General features: G+C 48.0%; 18 protein-coding genes. 10 read left to right on the top strand and 8 right to left on the bottom strand.

Annotated elements, in window-relative coordinates; all coding sequences use genetic code 11:
• Positions 1-39 precede the first annotated feature (39 nt).
• The 3 genes from adk (at position 40) to HNR75_RS06535 (ending at position 2,040) form a co-directional block, all read left to right on the top strand.
• Positions 40-684 carry an adenylate kinase gene (gene adk / locus HNR75_RS06545; RefSeq protein ID WP_188026207.1) on the top strand — a complete coding sequence of 215 codons (645 nt, stop codon included), beginning with the start codon at positions 40-42 and terminating at the stop codon, positions 682-684.
• Between the two features lie 98 nt (positions 685-782).
• A complete protein-coding gene (gene hemH, locus HNR75_RS06540) occupies positions 783-1,760 on the top strand; it encodes a ferrochelatase (protein WP_188026206.1) in 978 nt (325 codons plus the stop codon).
• A gap of 82 nt (positions 1,761-1,842) precedes the next feature.
• The gene (locus HNR75_RS06535) at positions 1,843-2,040 is read left to right on the top strand and encodes a DUF4250 domain-containing protein (protein ID WP_188026205.1); all 198 of its coding nucleotides are present in this window, start codon (positions 1,843-1,845) and stop codon (positions 2,038-2,040) included.
• A gap of 39 nt (positions 2,041-2,079) precedes the next feature.
• Here the strand turns inward: HNR75_RS06535 and HNR75_RS06530 are convergent, their stop codons facing one another.
• The 3 genes from HNR75_RS06530 to asnB form a co-directional block, all read right to left on the bottom strand.
• Positions 2,080-2,775 (bottom strand): LrgB family protein, encoded by a 696-nt coding sequence (locus HNR75_RS06530; RefSeq protein WP_188026204.1) that lies wholly within the window; start codon positions 2,773-2,775, stop codon positions 2,080-2,082.
• The gene (locus HNR75_RS06525; RefSeq protein WP_188026203.1) at positions 2,772-3,143 is read right to left on the bottom strand and encodes a CidA/LrgA family protein; all 372 of its coding nucleotides are present in this window, start codon (positions 3,141-3,143) and stop codon (positions 2,772-2,774) included. Before HNR75_RS06525 ends, HNR75_RS06530 begins: the two co-directional genes overlap by 4 nt.
• 94 nt (positions 3,144-3,237) lie before the next feature.
• Positions 3,238-4,908, bottom strand: a complete 1,671-nt coding sequence (asnB, locus tag HNR75_RS06520; protein ID WP_188026202.1) for an asparagine synthase B — start codon at positions 4,906-4,908, stop codon at positions 3,238-3,240.
• A gap of 325 nt (positions 4,909-5,233) precedes the next feature.
• On the opposite strand from asnB, the gene HNR75_RS06515 reads away from it, so the two are divergent.
• The 3 genes from HNR75_RS06515 to HNR75_RS06505 all read left to right on the top strand — a co-directional run bounded on the left by HNR75_RS06515 (position 5,234) and on the right by HNR75_RS06505 (position 8,369).
• A complete protein-coding gene (locus tag HNR75_RS06515; RefSeq protein ID WP_188026201.1) occupies positions 5,234-6,229 on the top strand; it encodes an adenosine deaminase in 996 nt (331 codons plus the stop codon).
• A gap of 137 nt (positions 6,230-6,366) precedes the next feature.
• Positions 6,367-7,311, top strand: a complete 945-nt coding sequence (gene lpxM / locus HNR75_RS06510) for a lauroyl-Kdo(2)-lipid IV(A) myristoyltransferase (RefSeq protein ID WP_188026200.1) — start codon at positions 6,367-6,369, stop codon at positions 7,309-7,311.
• 260 nt (positions 7,312-7,571) lie between these two features.
• On the top strand, positions 7,572-8,369 hold the full coding sequence (locus HNR75_RS06505; protein WP_188026199.1) for a glucosaminidase domain-containing protein: 798 nt from the start codon (positions 7,572-7,574) through the stop codon (positions 8,367-8,369).
• Positions 8,370-8,420: 51 nt separating this feature from the next.
• Here the strand turns inward: HNR75_RS06505 and ttcA are convergent, their stop codons facing one another.
• The 4 genes from ttcA to rne all read right to left on the bottom strand — a co-directional run bounded on the left by ttcA (position 8,421) and on the right by rne (position 14,179).
• The gene (ttcA, locus tag HNR75_RS06500; RefSeq protein WP_343043262.1) at positions 8,421-9,332 is read right to left on the bottom strand and encodes a tRNA 2-thiocytidine(32) synthetase TtcA; all 912 of its coding nucleotides are present in this window, start codon (positions 9,330-9,332) and stop codon (positions 8,421-8,423) included.
• A 71-nt stretch (positions 9,333-9,403) separates the two neighbouring features.
• Complete coding sequence (gene uspE, locus HNR75_RS06495) at positions 9,404-10,312, bottom strand: universal stress protein UspE (RefSeq protein WP_188026197.1); 909 nt, start codon at positions 10,310-10,312, stop codon at positions 9,404-9,406.
• A 112-nt stretch (positions 10,313-10,424) separates the two neighbouring features.
• Complete coding sequence (locus HNR75_RS06490; protein WP_188026196.1) at positions 10,425-11,183, bottom strand: FNR family transcription factor; 759 nt, start codon at positions 11,181-11,183, stop codon at positions 10,425-10,427.
• 149 nt (positions 11,184-11,332) lie between these two features.
• Positions 11,333-14,179 (bottom strand): ribonuclease E, encoded by a 2,847-nt coding sequence (gene rne, locus HNR75_RS06485; protein WP_188026195.1) that lies wholly within the window; start codon positions 14,177-14,179, stop codon positions 11,333-11,335.
• Positions 14,180-14,501: 322 nt separating this feature from the next.
• Between rne and rluC the strand changes: the two genes are divergently transcribed.
• Together rluC and HNR75_RS06475 are read left to right on the top strand one after the other, a co-directional pair.
• Positions 14,502-15,446: a 23S rRNA pseudouridine(955/2504/2580) synthase RluC gene (gene rluC / locus HNR75_RS06480; RefSeq protein ID WP_188026194.1), complete on the top strand. Its 945-nt coding sequence runs from the start codon at positions 14,502-14,504 to the stop codon at positions 15,444-15,446.
• Between the two features lies 1 nt (position 15,447).
• Positions 15,448-16,098, top strand: coding sequence for an HAD family hydrolase (locus HNR75_RS06475; RefSeq protein ID WP_188026193.1), 651 nt, complete (start codon positions 15,448-15,450; stop codon positions 16,096-16,098).
• A gap of 39 nt (positions 16,099-16,137) precedes the next feature.
• On the opposite strand, the gene HNR75_RS06470 is transcribed toward HNR75_RS06475, so the two are convergent.
• A complete protein-coding gene (locus tag HNR75_RS06470) occupies positions 16,138-16,725 on the bottom strand; it encodes a Maf family protein (RefSeq protein WP_188026192.1) in 588 nt (195 codons plus the stop codon).
• A gap of 51 nt (positions 16,726-16,776) precedes the next feature.
• Here HNR75_RS06470 and yceD point away from each other — a divergent pair, with 51 nt between their 5' ends.
• The gene (gene yceD, locus HNR75_RS06465) at positions 16,777-17,298 is read left to right on the top strand and encodes a 23S rRNA accumulation protein YceD (protein ID WP_188026191.1); all 522 of its coding nucleotides are present in this window, start codon (positions 16,777-16,779) and stop codon (positions 17,296-17,298) included.
• Between the two features lie 20 nt (positions 17,299-17,318).
• A complete protein-coding gene (rpmF, locus tag HNR75_RS06460) occupies positions 17,319-17,483 on the top strand; it encodes a 50S ribosomal protein L32 (protein WP_024871080.1) in 165 nt (54 codons plus the stop codon).
• Positions 17,484-17,497 lie beyond the last annotated feature (14 nt).

The following is a 17,497-nucleotide window of genomic DNA, read 5'->3' as shown; positions in this document are numbered from 1 at the left end:
CCCTATGTAAGGTTATCTGAAACAGAGGCTAAAATAGTTATGCGTATCATTCTGCTAGGCGCACCAGGCGCAGGGAAGGGCACTCAGGCACAGTTCCTGATGGATAAATACGGTATTCCGCAAATTTCTACCGGGGATATGCTGCGTGCGGCAATTAAAGCAGGCACTGAATTGGGCCTGCAGGCTAAAGCAGTAATGGATGCCGGCCAGCTGGTTTCTGATGAACTGATCATCAATCTGGTGAAAGAACGTGTTGCGCAGGAAGACTGCAAAAACGGTTTCCTGCTGGATGGTTTCCCACGCACCATTCCACAGGCTGATGCCATGAAAGAAGCCGGCATTGCAGTTGATTATGTTCTGGAATTCGACGTACCGGACGAAGAGATCGTGAAGCGTATGAGCGGTCGTCGCGTACACGCCGGTTCTGGCCGTGTTTACCATGTCGTGTTCAATCCGCCAAAAGTGGAAGGCAAAGACGACGTGACCGGTGAAGATCTGTCTATTCGTCCTGATGACGAAGAAACCACTGTTCGCAAGCGTCTGGATATCTATCATCAGCAGACTGAACCGCTGGTGGGTTACTACAAAAACGAAGCTGAACAGGGTAACACCAAATACAGCAAAATCGACGGTACCCAGCAGGTTGCTGAGGTCAGCAAACAACTGGCAGCGCTGTTAGGCTAACTGTTTGTTTTAAAAGTCTGATCGATTTATTGATAACGCCCGTACCAGAAATGGTTCGGGCGTTATACTTTATGGCAGACGAAAAGAGGATAAAACGAATGGCAGAGAAGCAGGGTGTTATTCTGGTCAATCTGGGTACTCCGTCGGAAGCCACTCCGGCCGGAGTCCGGGCTTTTTTGCAGGAATTTCTGATGGATCCCCGTGTTGTCGGGATCCCCCGTTTGTTGTGGTGGCCTTTGTTAAACGGCATCGTTCTGCCATTACGCTGTAAACGCGTTGCTCATGCGTATCAGCAAATCTGGTTAGAACAGGGCTCTCCGCTACTGGTATACAGCCAGCAACAGCAAACGGCGTTACAGGCATTGTCAGGCGATTCTGTGATTGTGGAGCTGGCGATGACATATGGGCAGCCTTCTTTGCAGGATGCCTGGTTACGTCTGAAAGCCCGAGGGGTAACGCAGGTTCTGCTATTACCGCTTTATCCGCAATACTCATCAACGACGACAGCTTGTGTATCTGATGCCTGGCAACGGGTCATGGCGCATGAACACCATATACCTACCTATTCATTAATCGGTACACATTATCAATCTTCCGGATATATCAAGGCTCTGGCTGATTCCATCCGACGGACGGGTTTTTCCTCGGAGCTGGATGATTTTTTACTGTTCTCTTTTCACGGGATTCCCGAACAATATGCTGACCGGGGCGACCCTTACCCCCGGCAATGTAAAGAAACAGCAGAACAGGTTGCTCAGGAGTTAGGACTTTCGGCCAGTCAGTGGCAACTGAGTTTTCAATCCCGTTTTGGAAAACAGAAATGGCTTCAGCCGTATACGGATACGTTGTTGCGGCAATTACCCGGAAACGGGAAAAAACGGCTCTATGTGGTTTGTCCTGCGTTTAGTGTGGATTGCCTGGAAACCTTAGAAGAGATCGCTGAAGAAGGAAAAGAGACTTATCTGCACGCTGGCGGTGAATTTTTCCGGTATGTGCCGGCGTTGAACGCAGATCCCGGTTATATGGAGACCTTGGCCGCCTTCATTCGTCAGTGGCAGTGCGCCATTCAATATTAAAAATTTGGGTTTCAGCACACAGTATCCGTTCATTAACACACTATAGTTATCCTGTGGTGGTTGATTTGACAGGAGAACGACAATGGATCTAAGTGCTTATCAACGAATGGATGCCAATATTCTACTTGGCATTGTGAACGAGAAACTGAGACTGGAATGTGCCGATCTTGGCGAATTGCTGCTGCGCTATGATATGTCACAGGATGTGTTGAAGCAGAGAATGTCTTCTATTGGTTACCATTACGATGAAATGAGTAATCAGTTTAAAGCTCACCACTGAAAAAGCAGATTAAATATTAAGGGCGGCCATGTGCCGCCTTTAATTTATGCCAAGGATCATCCCGTAGATCGCAAACATGACCGGGGCTATCAGTGACGTCAGGATCCCGCATACAACCAGAGCCAGCGAGGAAAAGGCGCCTTGTGTGGTTCCCCGCTCTGTCGCGGCAGCCGTACCGATAGCATGCGAACATGCGCCAATTGCCAGTCCTTGAGCCTGTGGATCGGTGACACCAAAGATTTTCAGTAACGGAAATCCGACCACGGCACCAGAGATGCCGACCATGATAACTACGGCCGCAGCGATAGACGGAATCCCCCCAAGACTTTCACTTACACTCATCGCCAGCGGTGTGGTAATAGAGCGGGTGGCAATACTGCGGGTGATCTCTTCATCAATTCCCATTGTCCGGCAAATCAGCATACTGGTCAGGATACTGATTACAACGGAAATTGAGCAACAGATCATAATCGGCTTGATCTTGGCTTTGATGTGAATCATCTGCTGATAGAGCGGTAACGCCAATGCGACAACGGCGGGTTTTAACAGCCAGTTGATGATCCAGGTGCCATCCATAAAGTCCTGCAGTGGCAGCTTTCCAAAATGCAGAATCAGCATCAAGACAACCATGGGGATCAATAAAGGATTAATGAATGGTAACGGGAACCGTTGATAAAGTTTCCGGGTCAACCAGTACAATAAGATCGTGAGTGGCAAGGCCAGATAAAACATCATTGGTTCATCCTCTGGAAAATCCGGCCCACAAGCAGCAGGATCATGACCATACCGAGAAACACGTTGAAGATAATGGCACCCAGAGAACTCATGAAGGTATCCATATATCCCAGGAGTCCAACCGCAACTGGAATAAATAATAAAGCCATATGTTTCAGTAAGATACTGGCTCCCATCTCAACCCAGCGCAATTTGACTATTTGCAGGTTAAGCAGAAGAAACAGTAGCAGCATACCCAGAATGCTGTCAGGAAACCGGAACGGCAAAACAGCGGCAATGGCTTTGCCTGCCTGAAGGCAAGCGAGGATCACCAGAAAATCACGTGTAATACGCAGTATCCGGTGTGATACAAAGCGAATAGCAGACATGAATCGTTGGTATAAAGTGGATGTGAATCACATTTTATCATGAGCAGAACGTGGTGGGCATAAAAAAGACCCGCCGGAGCGGGTCTTAATCAGCTTATTGCAGTGCTTCGTTGTGCACATCCAGTACAGCACGACCAGACGGGTCAGCCAGCTCTTTAAACTTGGCATCCCATTCCAGTGCCGCCGGAGTAGAACAGGCAACGGATTTACCGTAAGGAACGCACAGTGCGGCAGATTCCAGCGGGAAATGTTCTTCAAAGATAGAACGATAGTAATACGCTTCTTTGGTCAGCGGGGTGTTGATCGGGAAGCGATACGCCGCAGCTTCCATCATCTGGTCGCTAACTTCACGTTCTACCAGCTCTTTCAGGCTGTCAATCCAGGAGTAGCCAACGCCGTCAGAGAACTGTTCTTTCTGACGCCATGCCACTTCTTTCGGCAGATAATGTTCAAAGGTTTCACGAACAATGTGTTTTTCGATTTTACCGTTACCACACATTTTATCTTTCGGATTCAGACGCATGGCCACATCCATGAACTCTTTGTCCAGGAATGGTACACGCGCTTCCACACCCCATGCCGCCATGGATTTGTTGGCGCGCAGGCAGTCGTACATATGCAGCTGAGACAGCTTACGTACGGTTTCTTCGTGGAATTCTTTCGCGTTCGGCGCTTTATGGAAATACAGGTAACCACCAAACAGTTCGTCAGAACCTTCGCCGGACAATACCATCTTGATGCCCATTGCCTTGATGAAACGCGCCATCAGGTACATAGGAGTAGAAGCACGGATTGTGGTCACATCATAAGTTTCGATGTGGTAGATCACATCACGAATAGCATCCAGACCTTCTTGTACGGTGAAGGTGATGTCATGATGAATAGTACCCAGTGCATCAGCTACTTTACGTGCGGCCGCCAGGTCAGGTGAACCTTCCAGACCGACTGCAAATGAGTGCAGCTGTGGCCACCAAGCTTCGCTCTTACCATCATCTTCAACACGACGGGCAGCAAAACGTTTGGTGATAGCGGAAATTACAGAGGAATCCAGACCGCCGGACAGCAGCACGCCATATGGCACGTCACACATCAGCTGACGTTTGACGGCATCTTCCAGTGCATCGCGCAGTGCCAGTTTATCGGTCGGATTGTTTTCAACCGCACTGTATTCCATCCAGTCACGGGTGTAATACTGGGTTGGCTCTGCACCGTCTTTGCTCCACAGGTAATGTCCTGGTGGGAACTCCGCAACGGTTTTACATACTGGTACCAGTGCTTTCATTTCAGAAGCAACGTAGAAGTTGCCATGTTCATCACGGCCAGTATAAAGAGGAATAATACCCATGTGGTCACGGCCGATCAGGTATGCATCCTGTTCTGCGTCATACAGTACAAATGCAAAAATACCGCTCAGGTCATCCAGGAATGCCGGACCTTTTTCTTTATACAGCGCCAGAATGACTTCACAGTCGGAACCAGTCTGAAATTTAAAATCAACGGTCAGATTTTTTTGCAGATCTTTATGATTATAGATCTCGCCATTAACGGCCAGTACGTGGGTATGTTCGGGATTATATAAAGGTTGCGCGCCATTACCTGGATCAACAATCGACAGACGTTCATGTACCAGAATTGCTTTGTCACTGCTGTAAATACCGGACCAGTCCGGGCCGCGGTGACGCAGACGCTTAGACATCTCCAGTGCTGTTTTGCGTAATGCAACAGCATCGGATTTAATGTCCAGAATACCAAATATCGAACACATACTTCCTTTTTCCTCGAATAATAGGGCCCCACGCAGGCCATTATGACCGAACAATCAATTTGCCAGAGAGCAGGCTGATTCTGCAAGCAGAAAAACAGCAGAGATAAACCATTTACGTTTTTTCTTCGGTTCCGCTGCACTGATTTGCCGAGACTATACCATTACTCCGGCATACTCTCACGGTCTTTGCATAAAACAGCGAGGTAAACAGCCCCGAATACACCATTCCGTGGGTAAATAAAGCTTTTTTCATTATCAGCTCTTGTTTTCGTGGGCAGGATCAGGTTCATTACACCCGACACACTGAAATCAGGAGGCTTGTGGCGTGGAGTCATTTATTGCGGGGCTGCCCAAAGTTGAATTGCATTTACATATAGAAGGGACACTAGAGCCTGAACTGGCTTTTGCTCTGGCCGAACGGAATGGCATTACACTACCTTATGCCGATGTGGCTGATTTGCGTGTGGCCTATGATTTTTCCAATTTACAGTCATTTCTTGATCTCTATTATCAGGGTGCCGGGGTTCTGCAAACCGAACAGGACTTCTACGATTTGACCTGGGCTTATCTGATGCGCTGCCGTCAGGATCGGGTCATGCATACGGAGATCTTCTTTGATCCGCAGACACATCTGGAACGTGGAATTGATTTTGCGACGGTGATTGGCGGTATTCACTCTGCATTGGTTGCGGGCAGAAAGACATTGGGTGTCAGTTCATGTCTGATCATGTGTTTTCTACGGCATCTCAGTGAAGAATCTGCCTTTGAGACATTAGAGAAAAGCTTACCTTTTAAAGCATGGATTGATGGTGTCGGTCTTGATTCATCCGAGGTTGGCAATCCTCCGCATAAATTTACCCGGGTATTTGCCAAAGCCCGTGAACTGGGATTCAGAGCCGTGGCTCATGCCGGTGAAGAAGGGCCTGCCAGTTATATCTGGGATGCGCTGGATGTACTGAAAACAGAACGTATTGATCATGGTGTGCGTTGTGTCGAAGATCCATTGCTCGTTGCTCGCCTGACTGCTGAACGGATCCCTTTGACGGTATGTCCGTTATCGAATCTGAAATTGCGGGTTTTTGATTCCATGGCGGATCACAATATCCTTGAGTTACTGGATAAGGGTGTTTGTGTCACTGTGAATTCAGATGATCCGGCTTATTTTGGTGGTTATATGAATGATAACTATCAGGCTCTGGCCGACTCGCTGATGGCATCCAAGGAGCAACTGCGTCGTCTGGCTCTTAACAGTGTTGAAGCGTGCTGGTTACCGGAAAAAGAGAAAGACGTATTGCGTAACCGGATTCTGGCGTATGTCTGAGCGTTAAAAATAGTGTGATTCTTCTGCGTACATGGATAGTACGCATCGCTTTTTCTGTTTCTGTCAGCAGGATCGATGACGTTCCGGTAAAATTTTTTTATCATGCATGCCTGAATATTGATTTGCATGCATCTGAAATGACCAAAGATTCCGCCCTGGACCATAAAATCCCTCGTTCTTTATTGCATCCACGTTACTGGCTGACATGGTTTAGTCTTGCGTTGCTGGCTATTCTCGCGTGGTTTCCGGTAAAACTTCGCGATGCACTGGCTGCATCCTGTGCTGGTCTTGTGCTCCGCTTTTCAAAAAAGCAGTGCTATGCCGCCCGACTCAATATCGGGTTATGTTTTCCTGAACTCAGTGAACAGCAAAGAGAACAGATGCTCTTTCGTAGTATCTGTGTTGGATTGAAAGGCTTTTTCGCATTAGGTGAACCGACATTTTTACCAGCAAAACGTTTTCTGGGCCGGATCAAAGCCAATGGATGGGAGCATGTCGAAGCGGCCCGAAAGACAGGAAAACCTATCATCTTTATGATCCCTCATACCTGGACCATAGATGCCTGCGGACTTTATTTTTCCGGTATGGGGTTGACTATGTGTACCATGATGCACAGTGCGAGAAACCCGGTTTATGACTGGTTTCTCAATCGGCAGCGGGTCCGTTTTGGCGGTAAGGTATACGAGCGTAGTGCCGGATTGAAACCCATCATCAAAGATATGCGTAACGGCTATAATTTCTTTTATTTGCCGGATCAGGATCATGGGCATGATGCCAGCGTATTCGTTCCATTATTCGGTGTACCGAAGGCAACGCTACCGGCTTTACCTAAACTAGCCAAACTTTCCGGTGCGATCGTATTACCTGTTTTGGCTACCTACAATGAGTCAAACCGGCAATATGAGTTGCAAATAAGGTCCGCTATGGAGCCGTATCCTACGTCAGATCTGATGGCGGATGTTCGTTATATGAATGCTGAAATTGAAGTTTTGCTCAAAAATCACCCAGAACAATATATGTGGTTTCTGAAGTATTTTCGTTCTTTACCTGATGGTGGAAAACGTTCATATCGCCCTGAATAACCTGATCTTTTGTACATGATTGTGATTGTTTATTATACAAAATGAAAACGTTTTCCCTATACGCATTAAACGTGCCTATTTTGGGGGTTGAAGCCAAAAAATTTGCGATTATTGATAACCCGATGCTATAGTGATCACAACTTGTTCAACTTAACTGATAAAACCTACGAAGGAGCGTAGTACCGCACAGGGGCGGGTTGTTTAAATCAGGTGAATCAGCACCATCGTCGGTTGCTGAAAAACTCTGGGAGCATCGTTGCATGAAGTTATTTGCCAGGTTATTTCTGGTGTGTGGAGCATTAGCTCTGCTACCCCTGACAGTAAATAGTGCAGACAACTTAGAGTCTGTAAAATCTACGTCATTCATGGCAGGCCAGGAGCAAAAGGTTCCTGACTTTGACGCGATCAAAAACGCTGAACAACGTAAGCGTGCATTTGTCGCCTATCTGCTGCCTTCCTATCAACAGGTCAGTTCGGATATCTTATCTCAGCGTAGTCAGCTGGAAAAATTACAACAGCAATTACAGGATGGGATTTTGCTATCTGACAGACAACTGGACTGGTTACAAAATGTTGCTAACCAATATCGCCAGGAGTTGACTGATGACCATAGCCGCGACATTGATCGTCTGCTGGTCCGGGTCGATATATTGCCACCGGAACTAGTATTGAGTCAGGCGGCGACAGAATCTGGCTGGGGTACATCCCGTCTGGCCAAAAAGTCTCATAACTATTTTGGTCATTTTTGTCAGGCATCGTGTGGTGTAACGCCATATCGTTCCAATACAGCCAAAGCCAAGCAATTCAGTTCGCCAGAAATGGCGGTTCGGGCATATATGCAGAATCTGAATTCACATCCTGCATATAGTAAGGTTCGCGAGCTTAGAGCAGACATGCGAGCTAACGAACAGCCAATGGATGCTGTCGTATTGGCAAATGGATTGCGTCGTTACTCTACACTGGGCGATGGTTATGTGAAACGGATACAGGGGATGATCCGTTCCAATAAACAGTATTGGCGTTCATCAGGTCTAAATCCCGGTATTGAGCGTCGTTAATATCTGTTTTGCCACGCAAAAAAAAGCGCCGGATTGAATCGGCGCTTTTTATCAGTTGATCTCAATAATTTCTAAGCGATCATCGGGCTCGATCACTAATGATTGAGGCACCGCCGGGATATCCTGTTTATCGAAAGCGATATCGCCACCATCAATGATGCCGCTATTGCTGTTGATGGATTTAAAGTCAAACAGCTTATGGTCCATCAGATGGCTTGGCGTAATGTTTTGTATGGCGTTAAACATCGTTTCAATTCGTCCCGGGAAGCGGCGATCCCAGTCATTCAGCATTTCTTTCATGGCTTTGCGTTGCAGGTTCTCCTGAGAGCCGCAAAGATTACATGGAATAATAGGGAACGCTTTCCAGTCGGCATACCGAATCAAGTCTTTCTCTCGACAGTAAGCTAAAGGACGGATCACCACATGTTTGCCATCATCACTGACGAGCTTCGGTGGCATGGCTTTCAGCTTGCCGCCGTAGAACATGTTCAGCATCAGCGTTTCCAGGATGTCATCACGATGATGACCTAATGCTATTTTGGTTGCACCCAGTTCACTGGCTGTACGGTAGAGAATGCCGCGACGGAGGCGAGAGCAGAGGGAGCAGGTTGTTTTGCCTTCCGGGATCTTCTCTTTCACAATTGAATAAGTGTCTTCTTCGACAATCTTATATTCCACGCCGATGTTATCAAGATAGTTTGGCAAAACCTCCGGTGGAAATCCCGGCTGTTTCTGATCAAGATTAACCGCAATAATATCGAAGTGGATCGGGGCGCTGGCTTGTAAATTCCGCAGAATATCCAGCATGGCAAAGCTGTCCTTTCCACCAGACAAACAAACCATTACACGATCACCATCTTCGATCATGTTGAAATCGGCAATTGCCTGGCCAACATGCCGGCGCAGACGTTTTTGTAGTTTGTTGTTGTTGTATTGTTGTTTGGCAGAGAGTTCTTGCATTATGACTGACCGACCCTAAAAAAAGACAGGCCGCAATTATAGCGGCCGTCATTTCCCGGGCAAGTAAAGTAATATTATTCGTACGCTTTAACCACCAGCAAGTCCCCCTGAATACTGTCTACAACACGTTCAGCGGTATTACCAATGAATGCTGCCGACCATCCTGTCCGGCCAACACTGCCCAGAATCGTCAGTTCGGCATCCAGTGATTGTGCCAGCTCAGGCAATACATCTTCCGGCATCCCTTCCACAATGTGGATACATTCAGGCTGAATATCGAATTTACGGGCATATTCTTCCATTTCGGTTTTGTGGTGCTGTTGCATGGCATCACTGTACAGCTCAGGGCTGAATCCAGGTAATTCCAGAGCAATGTTCACAATAGGGGCCGGGAACGCATTAACCAGATGCAAGTTGGCTTTAACCAGTTGAGCAATGACTTTGGCTTCATGGATAATTCGTTCGTTCAGTGACATTTGCTCTGGTTCATCACTGATGTTGATAGCTGCCAGAATATTACCGCCGGCAGGCCAGCCATGGTGTTTGGTTACCAGTACAGGGCAAGGACATTTGCGCAACAGATGCCAGTCACTCGGGGTAAAGATAAATGATTTCAGAAGAGAATGATGATGAGCACTGGTAATCACCAGGTCATGGTCATGTTCCTTGACTTCCTGCAGGACGCATTCAAACGGACGGCTATGCCAGATAACTTTGGGCTCAATATCGAGTCCCTCGGACTGGTAGGGCTTGATCATACCGGAAAGCCAGCCCAGACGGTGAGTAATCACCCCTTGCCGCATTTCTTCCCGTTCTTCATTAGATAAAATGGATGTTATTTCATACGAAAAATCATAAATCGCAAGAAATACCTTTATCCGGGCCACATCCTCTAACCTGGCCAGTTCCACGGCACGCAGGAGTGCTGGCTGTTCAGGCATGGTGGGGTCTATTACTACCAGGATATTCCGATATTTAATCATAGGAGCCTCCTTGGGTAACGATTTGGCTATGATTACTACATTCAGCGTAGTCGATTTATAGCCGGATAACCGTTAGATCAAGCATACTCCGTGAGGTATTTATTTCCAGTAACTATTCAGAAATCTGATTTCCGGCTGAGCCTGCAATCTGTGACAGCGCAACCGGATCGAGAATCGTTACGTATTTCCCTTTAACTTTGATTAATCCGATTTTTTGGAAACGGCCAAGAAGACGACTGATGGTTTCGACGGTCAAACCCAAATAGTTACCGATATCACCCCGGGTCATGGCCAGACGAAATTCTCTGGGGGAAAAACCGCGTTGCGAAAAACGGTTTGATAAGTTGTTCAGAAACGCAGCCAGACGCTCTTCCGCATTTTTCTTGGACAGTAACAGGATCATTTCCTGATCACAGATAATCTCATTGCTCATCAGTCGCATAATCTGCTGGCGCAATTTCGACATCTTACCGGAAAGTTCATCCAGTACTTCATAGGGAATTTCACAGACCATGGATGTCTCCAGTGCCTGTGCAAATGAAGGATGGTATTGCCTGGTTACTGCATCAAAACCAACCAGATCACCAGCCAGATGAAAGCCGGTAATCTGTTCATCACCTTGTTCGGTAATGGTATAAGACTTCACTGTTCCGGAACGAATAGCAAAGAGTGATTTTAATTCATCACCTGCTTTAAAGAGAGTTTCACCCTTCTGAATAGGTTTTTTTCGTTCAATGATGGAGTCAAGGAGATCTAATTCAGAATTATTAAGCGAAAAAGGGATGCAGAGTTGGCTGATACTGCAATCATGACAATGAATGGCACCCCCACACGATGGAGGTCTTTTTGCTTTTGCTTTGTCCTGGATCATCTTGACGCTATTTGATTTTTGATTTTAGTCAAAAATATACCATTAACCGGGGTGGTTTGGGTAGCGGTAATAATATGGTTTTGTTCCGGGAAAGGGGACTATTTGTAAAATAAATCCGCCGCCGGGAATTCAGCGGCGGATTATATTGATTAACGGGCTTCAGGACGTCCGGCTGACGCTGATGCCTGTTGTTTCAGGTTGGATGTACCTGCTGCACGGCCACTACCGTTTACCGGTTTACGCTCATAAGGAGGGAAGTCTCCTTTCGGCGGAACTGGTGGCAGGGGAATTTCAGCTGGTCGGGTCATTTCTGCGTTAGCAAAACGAACTCGTTCGATCAAACCTTGAGCTTTTGCTTTATTAGCAACTATCGCCACTGTAGAGGTAGCAACAGGTTCTGGCTTAACGGTTGTTTCTTCCACGGCTGCTGGTTCAGCAATGACAGGTGCAACTGCTATTTCCACCGCAACAATGCTTTCCGCCGTTGTCGGCACATCAGCAGTTGTCTGTTCAGTTACCACCACTGCTTCTGGTGACTCAATCACAGGCGTTACCGTTTCCACTGCTTCGGTTTTTTCCGCTGGTTCCGCTACAGGTGATGTTTCTGCTGTAACAGGTGTTTCAACCGGGCTTTCAGAAACTGCTGCCTGAGGTACAGTATCAGCTTGTTGCTGCAGAGTTACTTCTGCAACGACTGTTTCCACCGGCTGTTCCTGAACCTGAGCTGGTATTTCAGTTGCTGTCTCCGCGGTTGTTACAGTCTGAACTGCTTTTTCTTCTGCATTCCGTTCAGCGTTATTGCGGCGGCGACGAGTCCGCGGCTGCGCTTCCGTTGCTACGGTTTCCGTTTCAGGCTTAGTTGCAATCACCTCATTCTGAACAGTTTCATCGCTTATCCGCACTTTCTTGCGCATGTTACGGCGTTCACGACGTTCTTCGACTTTCTGTTCTTTACGGACAGCATCCTGCTGCGTTTCCGTCGCAGGGGCTTCATTTCGCGGCTTACGCTCTTTAGGTGCCCGTTCAGGTTTAGCTGATAACTCTTTTTCAGCATTACTTTCACGGACGGGACGTTCAGCCTTTTCTGTCCGCTCAGTGCGGGAACGGCGACTCTGACGAGTCGGTGCAATCTGACTCTTTTCTTCTGCCGCTACTGTACCACCAGCCTCTTCCTCGCGATTACGAGGCGTATAAGCTGCATTTCGTTTACGGTTACTACTGCGGTTATCCCGACGGCGTTGTGGCGGACGTTCTTTTTCAGGTTGTTTTTCTTCTGCTGCCGGAGCTTCAGAAGAGCCTTTAAATAGTGAACCAATGAAGCCGAACAGGCGCGATAACACTCCTTCCGATGCTGGTTTTTCAGCTGGCGCGGATGCTTTTACAGGTGCGGGAGCCGGTACGCTTGGCGCAACGAAACCCTGCAATGCTGGTTGTTCTGCTGGCGCAATAACCTGCTGTGGTTTTGGCTGATACTCTTCAACTGGCGTTTCAGTTTTCAGTTCATAGCTGAGAGCACCGGTTTCTTCACCGGAACGGAAGCGTGACACCTCAAAATGCGGCGTTTCCAGACGGCTGTTAGGAATAATCAGCAGCTGAACCTTGTGACGTTGTTCCAGTTTCAGCACTGCCTGGCGTTTTTCGTTCAGCAGATAAGCAGCGACATCAACAGGCACCTGAGCAATAACCTGTTCGGTGTTGTCTTTCAGTGCTTCTTCTTCGATCAGACGCAGAATACTGAGCGCCAGCGATTCATTATCACGAATAAAACCCTGGCCACTGCAGCGTGGGCAGACATGAGTGCTGGATTCATTCAGTGACGGGCGTAAACGCTGACGGGACAGTTCCAGCAGACCAAAGCGGGAAATCCGGCCTAACTGAATACGGGCACGATCCTGACGGACTGCATCACGCAGGCGGTTTTCCACTTCGCGCTGATGACGTACAGGTGTCATATCGATGAAATCGATAACAATCAGACCACCCAAGTCACGCAGACGTAATTGACGGGCAATTTCATCAGCGGCTTCCAGGTTGGTCTGCAGCGCGGTTTCCTCAATATCACCGCCCTTGGTTGCCCGGGAGGAGTTGATATCAATAGAGGTCAGCGCCTCGGTCGGATCGATAACGATAGAACCACCGGACGGCAGACGCACTTCACGCTGGAAAGCAGACTCAATCTGGCTTTCGATCTGGAAATGTGTGAATAGCGGGATTTCGCTTTTATACAGTTTCACCCGGTTGATGAAATCCGGACGAACCAGTTCGATATGCTGTTTTGCCCGTTCAAAAATGGTTTCGCTATCGATCAGAATCTCACCGATATCACGGCGCAGATAGTCACGGATTGCACGGACAATAACGTTACTTTCCTGATGGATTAGGAATGGCGCGGGGCGGTTGCTGGAGGCTGTCTTAATCGCATTCCAGTGCTTGAGCAGAATGTTAAGGTCCCACTCCAGCTCTTCCTGCGATTTGCCAACCCCGGCTGTACGAACGATCAGACCCATGCCAGCAGGAACTTCCAGACCGTTCATGGCTTCTTTCAGCTCGGTACGCTCATCACCCTCAATACGACGGGAAATCCCGCCAGCACGAGGATTATTTGGCATTAATACCAGATAGCTACCAGCCAGACTGATGAAGGTGGTTAATGCCGCGCCTTTATTGCCACGTTCTTCTTTATCAATCTGAACGATGACTTCCAGACCTTCCTTGATCACTTCCTTGATGTTAGGACGACCATGGAAGGTATAGTTCTCAGGGAAATATTCCCGGGCGATTTCTTTGAGCGGAAGGAAACCATGGCGCTCAGCACCATAATCGACGAAAGCTGCTTCCAGACTTGGCTCGATACGAGTGATTTTGCCTTTGTAAATGTTTGCTTTTTTCTGCTCATGACCAGGGCTTTCAATATCCAGGTCATAAATTCGCTGCCCGTCAACAAGGGCGACACGCAACTCTTCTTCTTGAGTTGCGTTGATTAGCATTCTTTTCATTCAAATCTCTGTTTTTGTAGATTGTTTTGATTATGTACTTCGCTGTTGCTTGAAACAGACACTACCGGCCTCGGGTCTTAATGGCATGTGGTTGGCAACCTCCCGGTTGGGACATGCGTGAGGCGCACTTTTAGGTGCATTCATGTTTCCACCCTTGCGACAAGGGGGCGGGCGAAGAATCGATGATTTCTTAAGACGCAGAAAAAATAATTTTGCGCCTAATATAGAAAATCGCTCCATTATTCCATTTTCCATTGAAGCAGTGCAAGGCATGGTGTAATGAGTTTGCGACAATCATCAATTGCTGAGTTAGAATTGCAACATGAACAATACAAATCAAGGCGTACAGTTCATCACTATTGATGCTGAGCAAGATGGACAACGCATAGATAACTTTTTGAAAACTCAGCTGAAAGGGGTTCCCAAGAGCCTCATTTACCGTATTTTGCGCAAAGGAGAGGTGCGGGTTAATAAAAAACGCATTAAACCTGAGTATAAACTCTGTGTTGGCGATGAGATTCGTGTTCCGCCAGTACGGGTTGCGGAAGAGAACGCATTGCCATCCTCCAGACTGAGTTCGGTACAGGCACTGGCTCATCAGATCCTGTTTGAGGACGATGCCATCATTGTGTTGAATAAACCATCAGGGTTAGCAGTTCATGGTGGCAGTGGCCTGAGTTTCGGGGTTATCGAGGGTCTGCGGGCTTTAAGACCGGAAAGCCGTTTTCTGGAATTGGTTCACCGCCTGGATCGTGATACCTCTGGTCTGCTGCTGGTTGCAAAGAAACGCAGTGCACTGAAACACCTTCATGAGCAGTTGCGTGTGAAAACAATGCGCAAACAGTACCTGGCACTGGTTCGGGGGCAATGGCAGCCGCATGTCAAAGTGGTGAATGCGCCGTTGCTGAAAAACATTCTGCAATCCGGTGAACGGATTGTGCGGGTGAACAGTGAAGGCAAACCATCTGAAACCCGTTTTCAGATCATGCAGAAATTTGCTAATGCCACACTGGTTATGGCCAGTCCGATAACCGGGCGTACGCATCAGATCCGTGTCCATACCGCACATGCCGGTCATCCTATTGCCTGTGATGATAAATATGGTGAACGCGCATTTGATGAGATCGTCAGATCAGCTGGCTTAACCCGGTTATTTCTGCATGCTTACCGGCTGACATTCACTCACCCGGTAACCGGTAAAGAAATGTCCGTTGAAGCGCCGCTGGATAAAGATTTACAAGCAGTATTGGATCGGCTGGACAAATAGCATGAAAGGGTACCAACTCATCATTTTTGACTGGGATGGCACGTTGATGGACTCAATCCAGCGGATTGTCTCCTGTATGCAAAAAGCGGCACGTGCCTGCAATTTACCTGAACCTTCATCCGAGGATGTCAGGGACATTATCGGGCTGAGCTTATCCGTAGCCATGCCGCGTTTGTTTCCGCAGGCTGTGCCTGAGCAGCATCAGATACTGATTCAGCATTACAGTAATTACTATAAGCATCTTGATGACACGCCGACACCCTTGTTTCCTGGCGTTGATGACATGATGCGACAGTTACATGCTGCCGGGAAATCACTGGCGGTTGCGACGGGCAAATCCCGTAGTGGCCTGGAGCGGGTATTGGCTGAAACCGGATTAGGCGGATTGTTCTGTATCCGCCGTGGCGCAGACGAAGCCAAGTCAAAACCAGATCCGCTGATGTTGAAACAGATTCTGGATGAGCTGGCAATACCGGTGGAGCAGTCGGTCATGATCGGCGACTCAGTGCATGATCTCGCTATGGCCAGGGCGATAGGCATGGACAGCATTGGCGTAACCTGGGGCGTACACGACAGACTCCTGCTGGAACAACACCAGCCGGTGACAATCGTCGATTCTGTCGCTGATTTGCATCGCCATCTTCACCTGTAAAAACATTCCTGACTTTGTGAGGCAAGTCAGGATATGTTTTTATTGTGGTAATTCCATTCCCCATGCAGCAAGCATATCGACCAGTGCGATTACAGGCAGTCCGATCAAGCTATTGGGATCTCGTCCTTCCAGCTGGCTGAATAAGGTGATGCCTAGACCTTCAGATTTGAAGCTCCCTGCACAGTCCAATGGCATTTCGGCTTTAACATAACGTTTTATCTGTTCTGAAGACAAAGCGCGAAAATGAACGTGAAAAGGTTCGGCCAGTAGCTGATAGCGATCTTGTGTTGCGTCATACAAACACAAACCGGTGTAAAAAGTGATGCGCTGACCCGAAGCCGCCTGTAGTTGCGCGATAGCGGCAGGTTCCGTGCCCGGTTTACCGACGACCAAGCCGTTAATCGTGCATACCTGGTCGCTACCGATAATCCAGCTTGCCGGATTGTTTGCGGCGACGGCTTTTGCCTTTTCCAATGCCAGTCGCTGTACCAGTTGCTCAGCGCTTTCCTCCGGCCGGGGCGTTTCATCAATCAGTGGTGCCATACACCGGAAGGGCAGTGCAAGTTTTTCCAATAATGCCTGTCGGTAGATGGATGTGGACGCAAGGATTAAATCTGGTGTCTTCATAGTGGTTTTTCCTTTGACTATCTTGAGTTGTGTCTATATCATGCCCGCCTTATGCAAAAGGTGAAACTGCCCATAAAGATCGACCCAGTCCGCTGCACAGCAAAACGCCTTGATTACCAGGGAATTGTTGAAGCTAAGTGCATGCCGCGTCTGGCCGAATCCTCTAACGGAATTGTTGGTGATATCGAAGCCACACTGAGTTTTTTCACTGATGCTCAGGGTTTGATTGTTCTGCAGGGAACTGCAGAGGCAACATTAATCCTTGAATGTCAGCGTTGCTCGGGTGAATTTGAACATCACTGCAAGGCCGAGTTCTCGTATACTCCTCGTTTGAAGAATACGATAGAGGATGAAATCCCGGAATCTTACGAGCTTATTGAGCTTGATGAGAACGGTGAATTTGATCTTCATGAGCTGCTCGAGGATGAATTAATTCTCAGTCTGCCCATTGTGGCAATGCACCCGGAGGACGAATGTCCGATGGCGGGTGCGCAAATGACGTGGGGTGAGATCGACCCTGCTGATGAGCGCCCGAATCCGTTTGCTGTTCTAACTAGTTTGAAACGCAAGTAAGTTAATTAGGAGTAAGGTCAATGGCCGTACAACAGAACCGTAAAACTCGTTCACGCCGTGGTATGCGTCGTTCACACGATGCACTGACTGCTGCACAGCTGAGCGTTGATGCAACTAGCGGTGAAACTCATCGTCGTCACCATGTGACTGCCGACGGTTACTACCGTGGTAAAAAGGTAATCTAAGTTCTGTAACGCGG

The organism is Tolumonas osonensis, from assembly GCF_014202415.1.
Taxonomy (GTDB): domain Bacteria; phylum Pseudomonadota; class Gammaproteobacteria; order Enterobacterales; family Aeromonadaceae; genus Tolumonas; species Tolumonas osonensis.
Note: the sequence above shows the minus strand (reverse complement) of the source record. Positions and strands in the feature narration are given on the sequence as shown.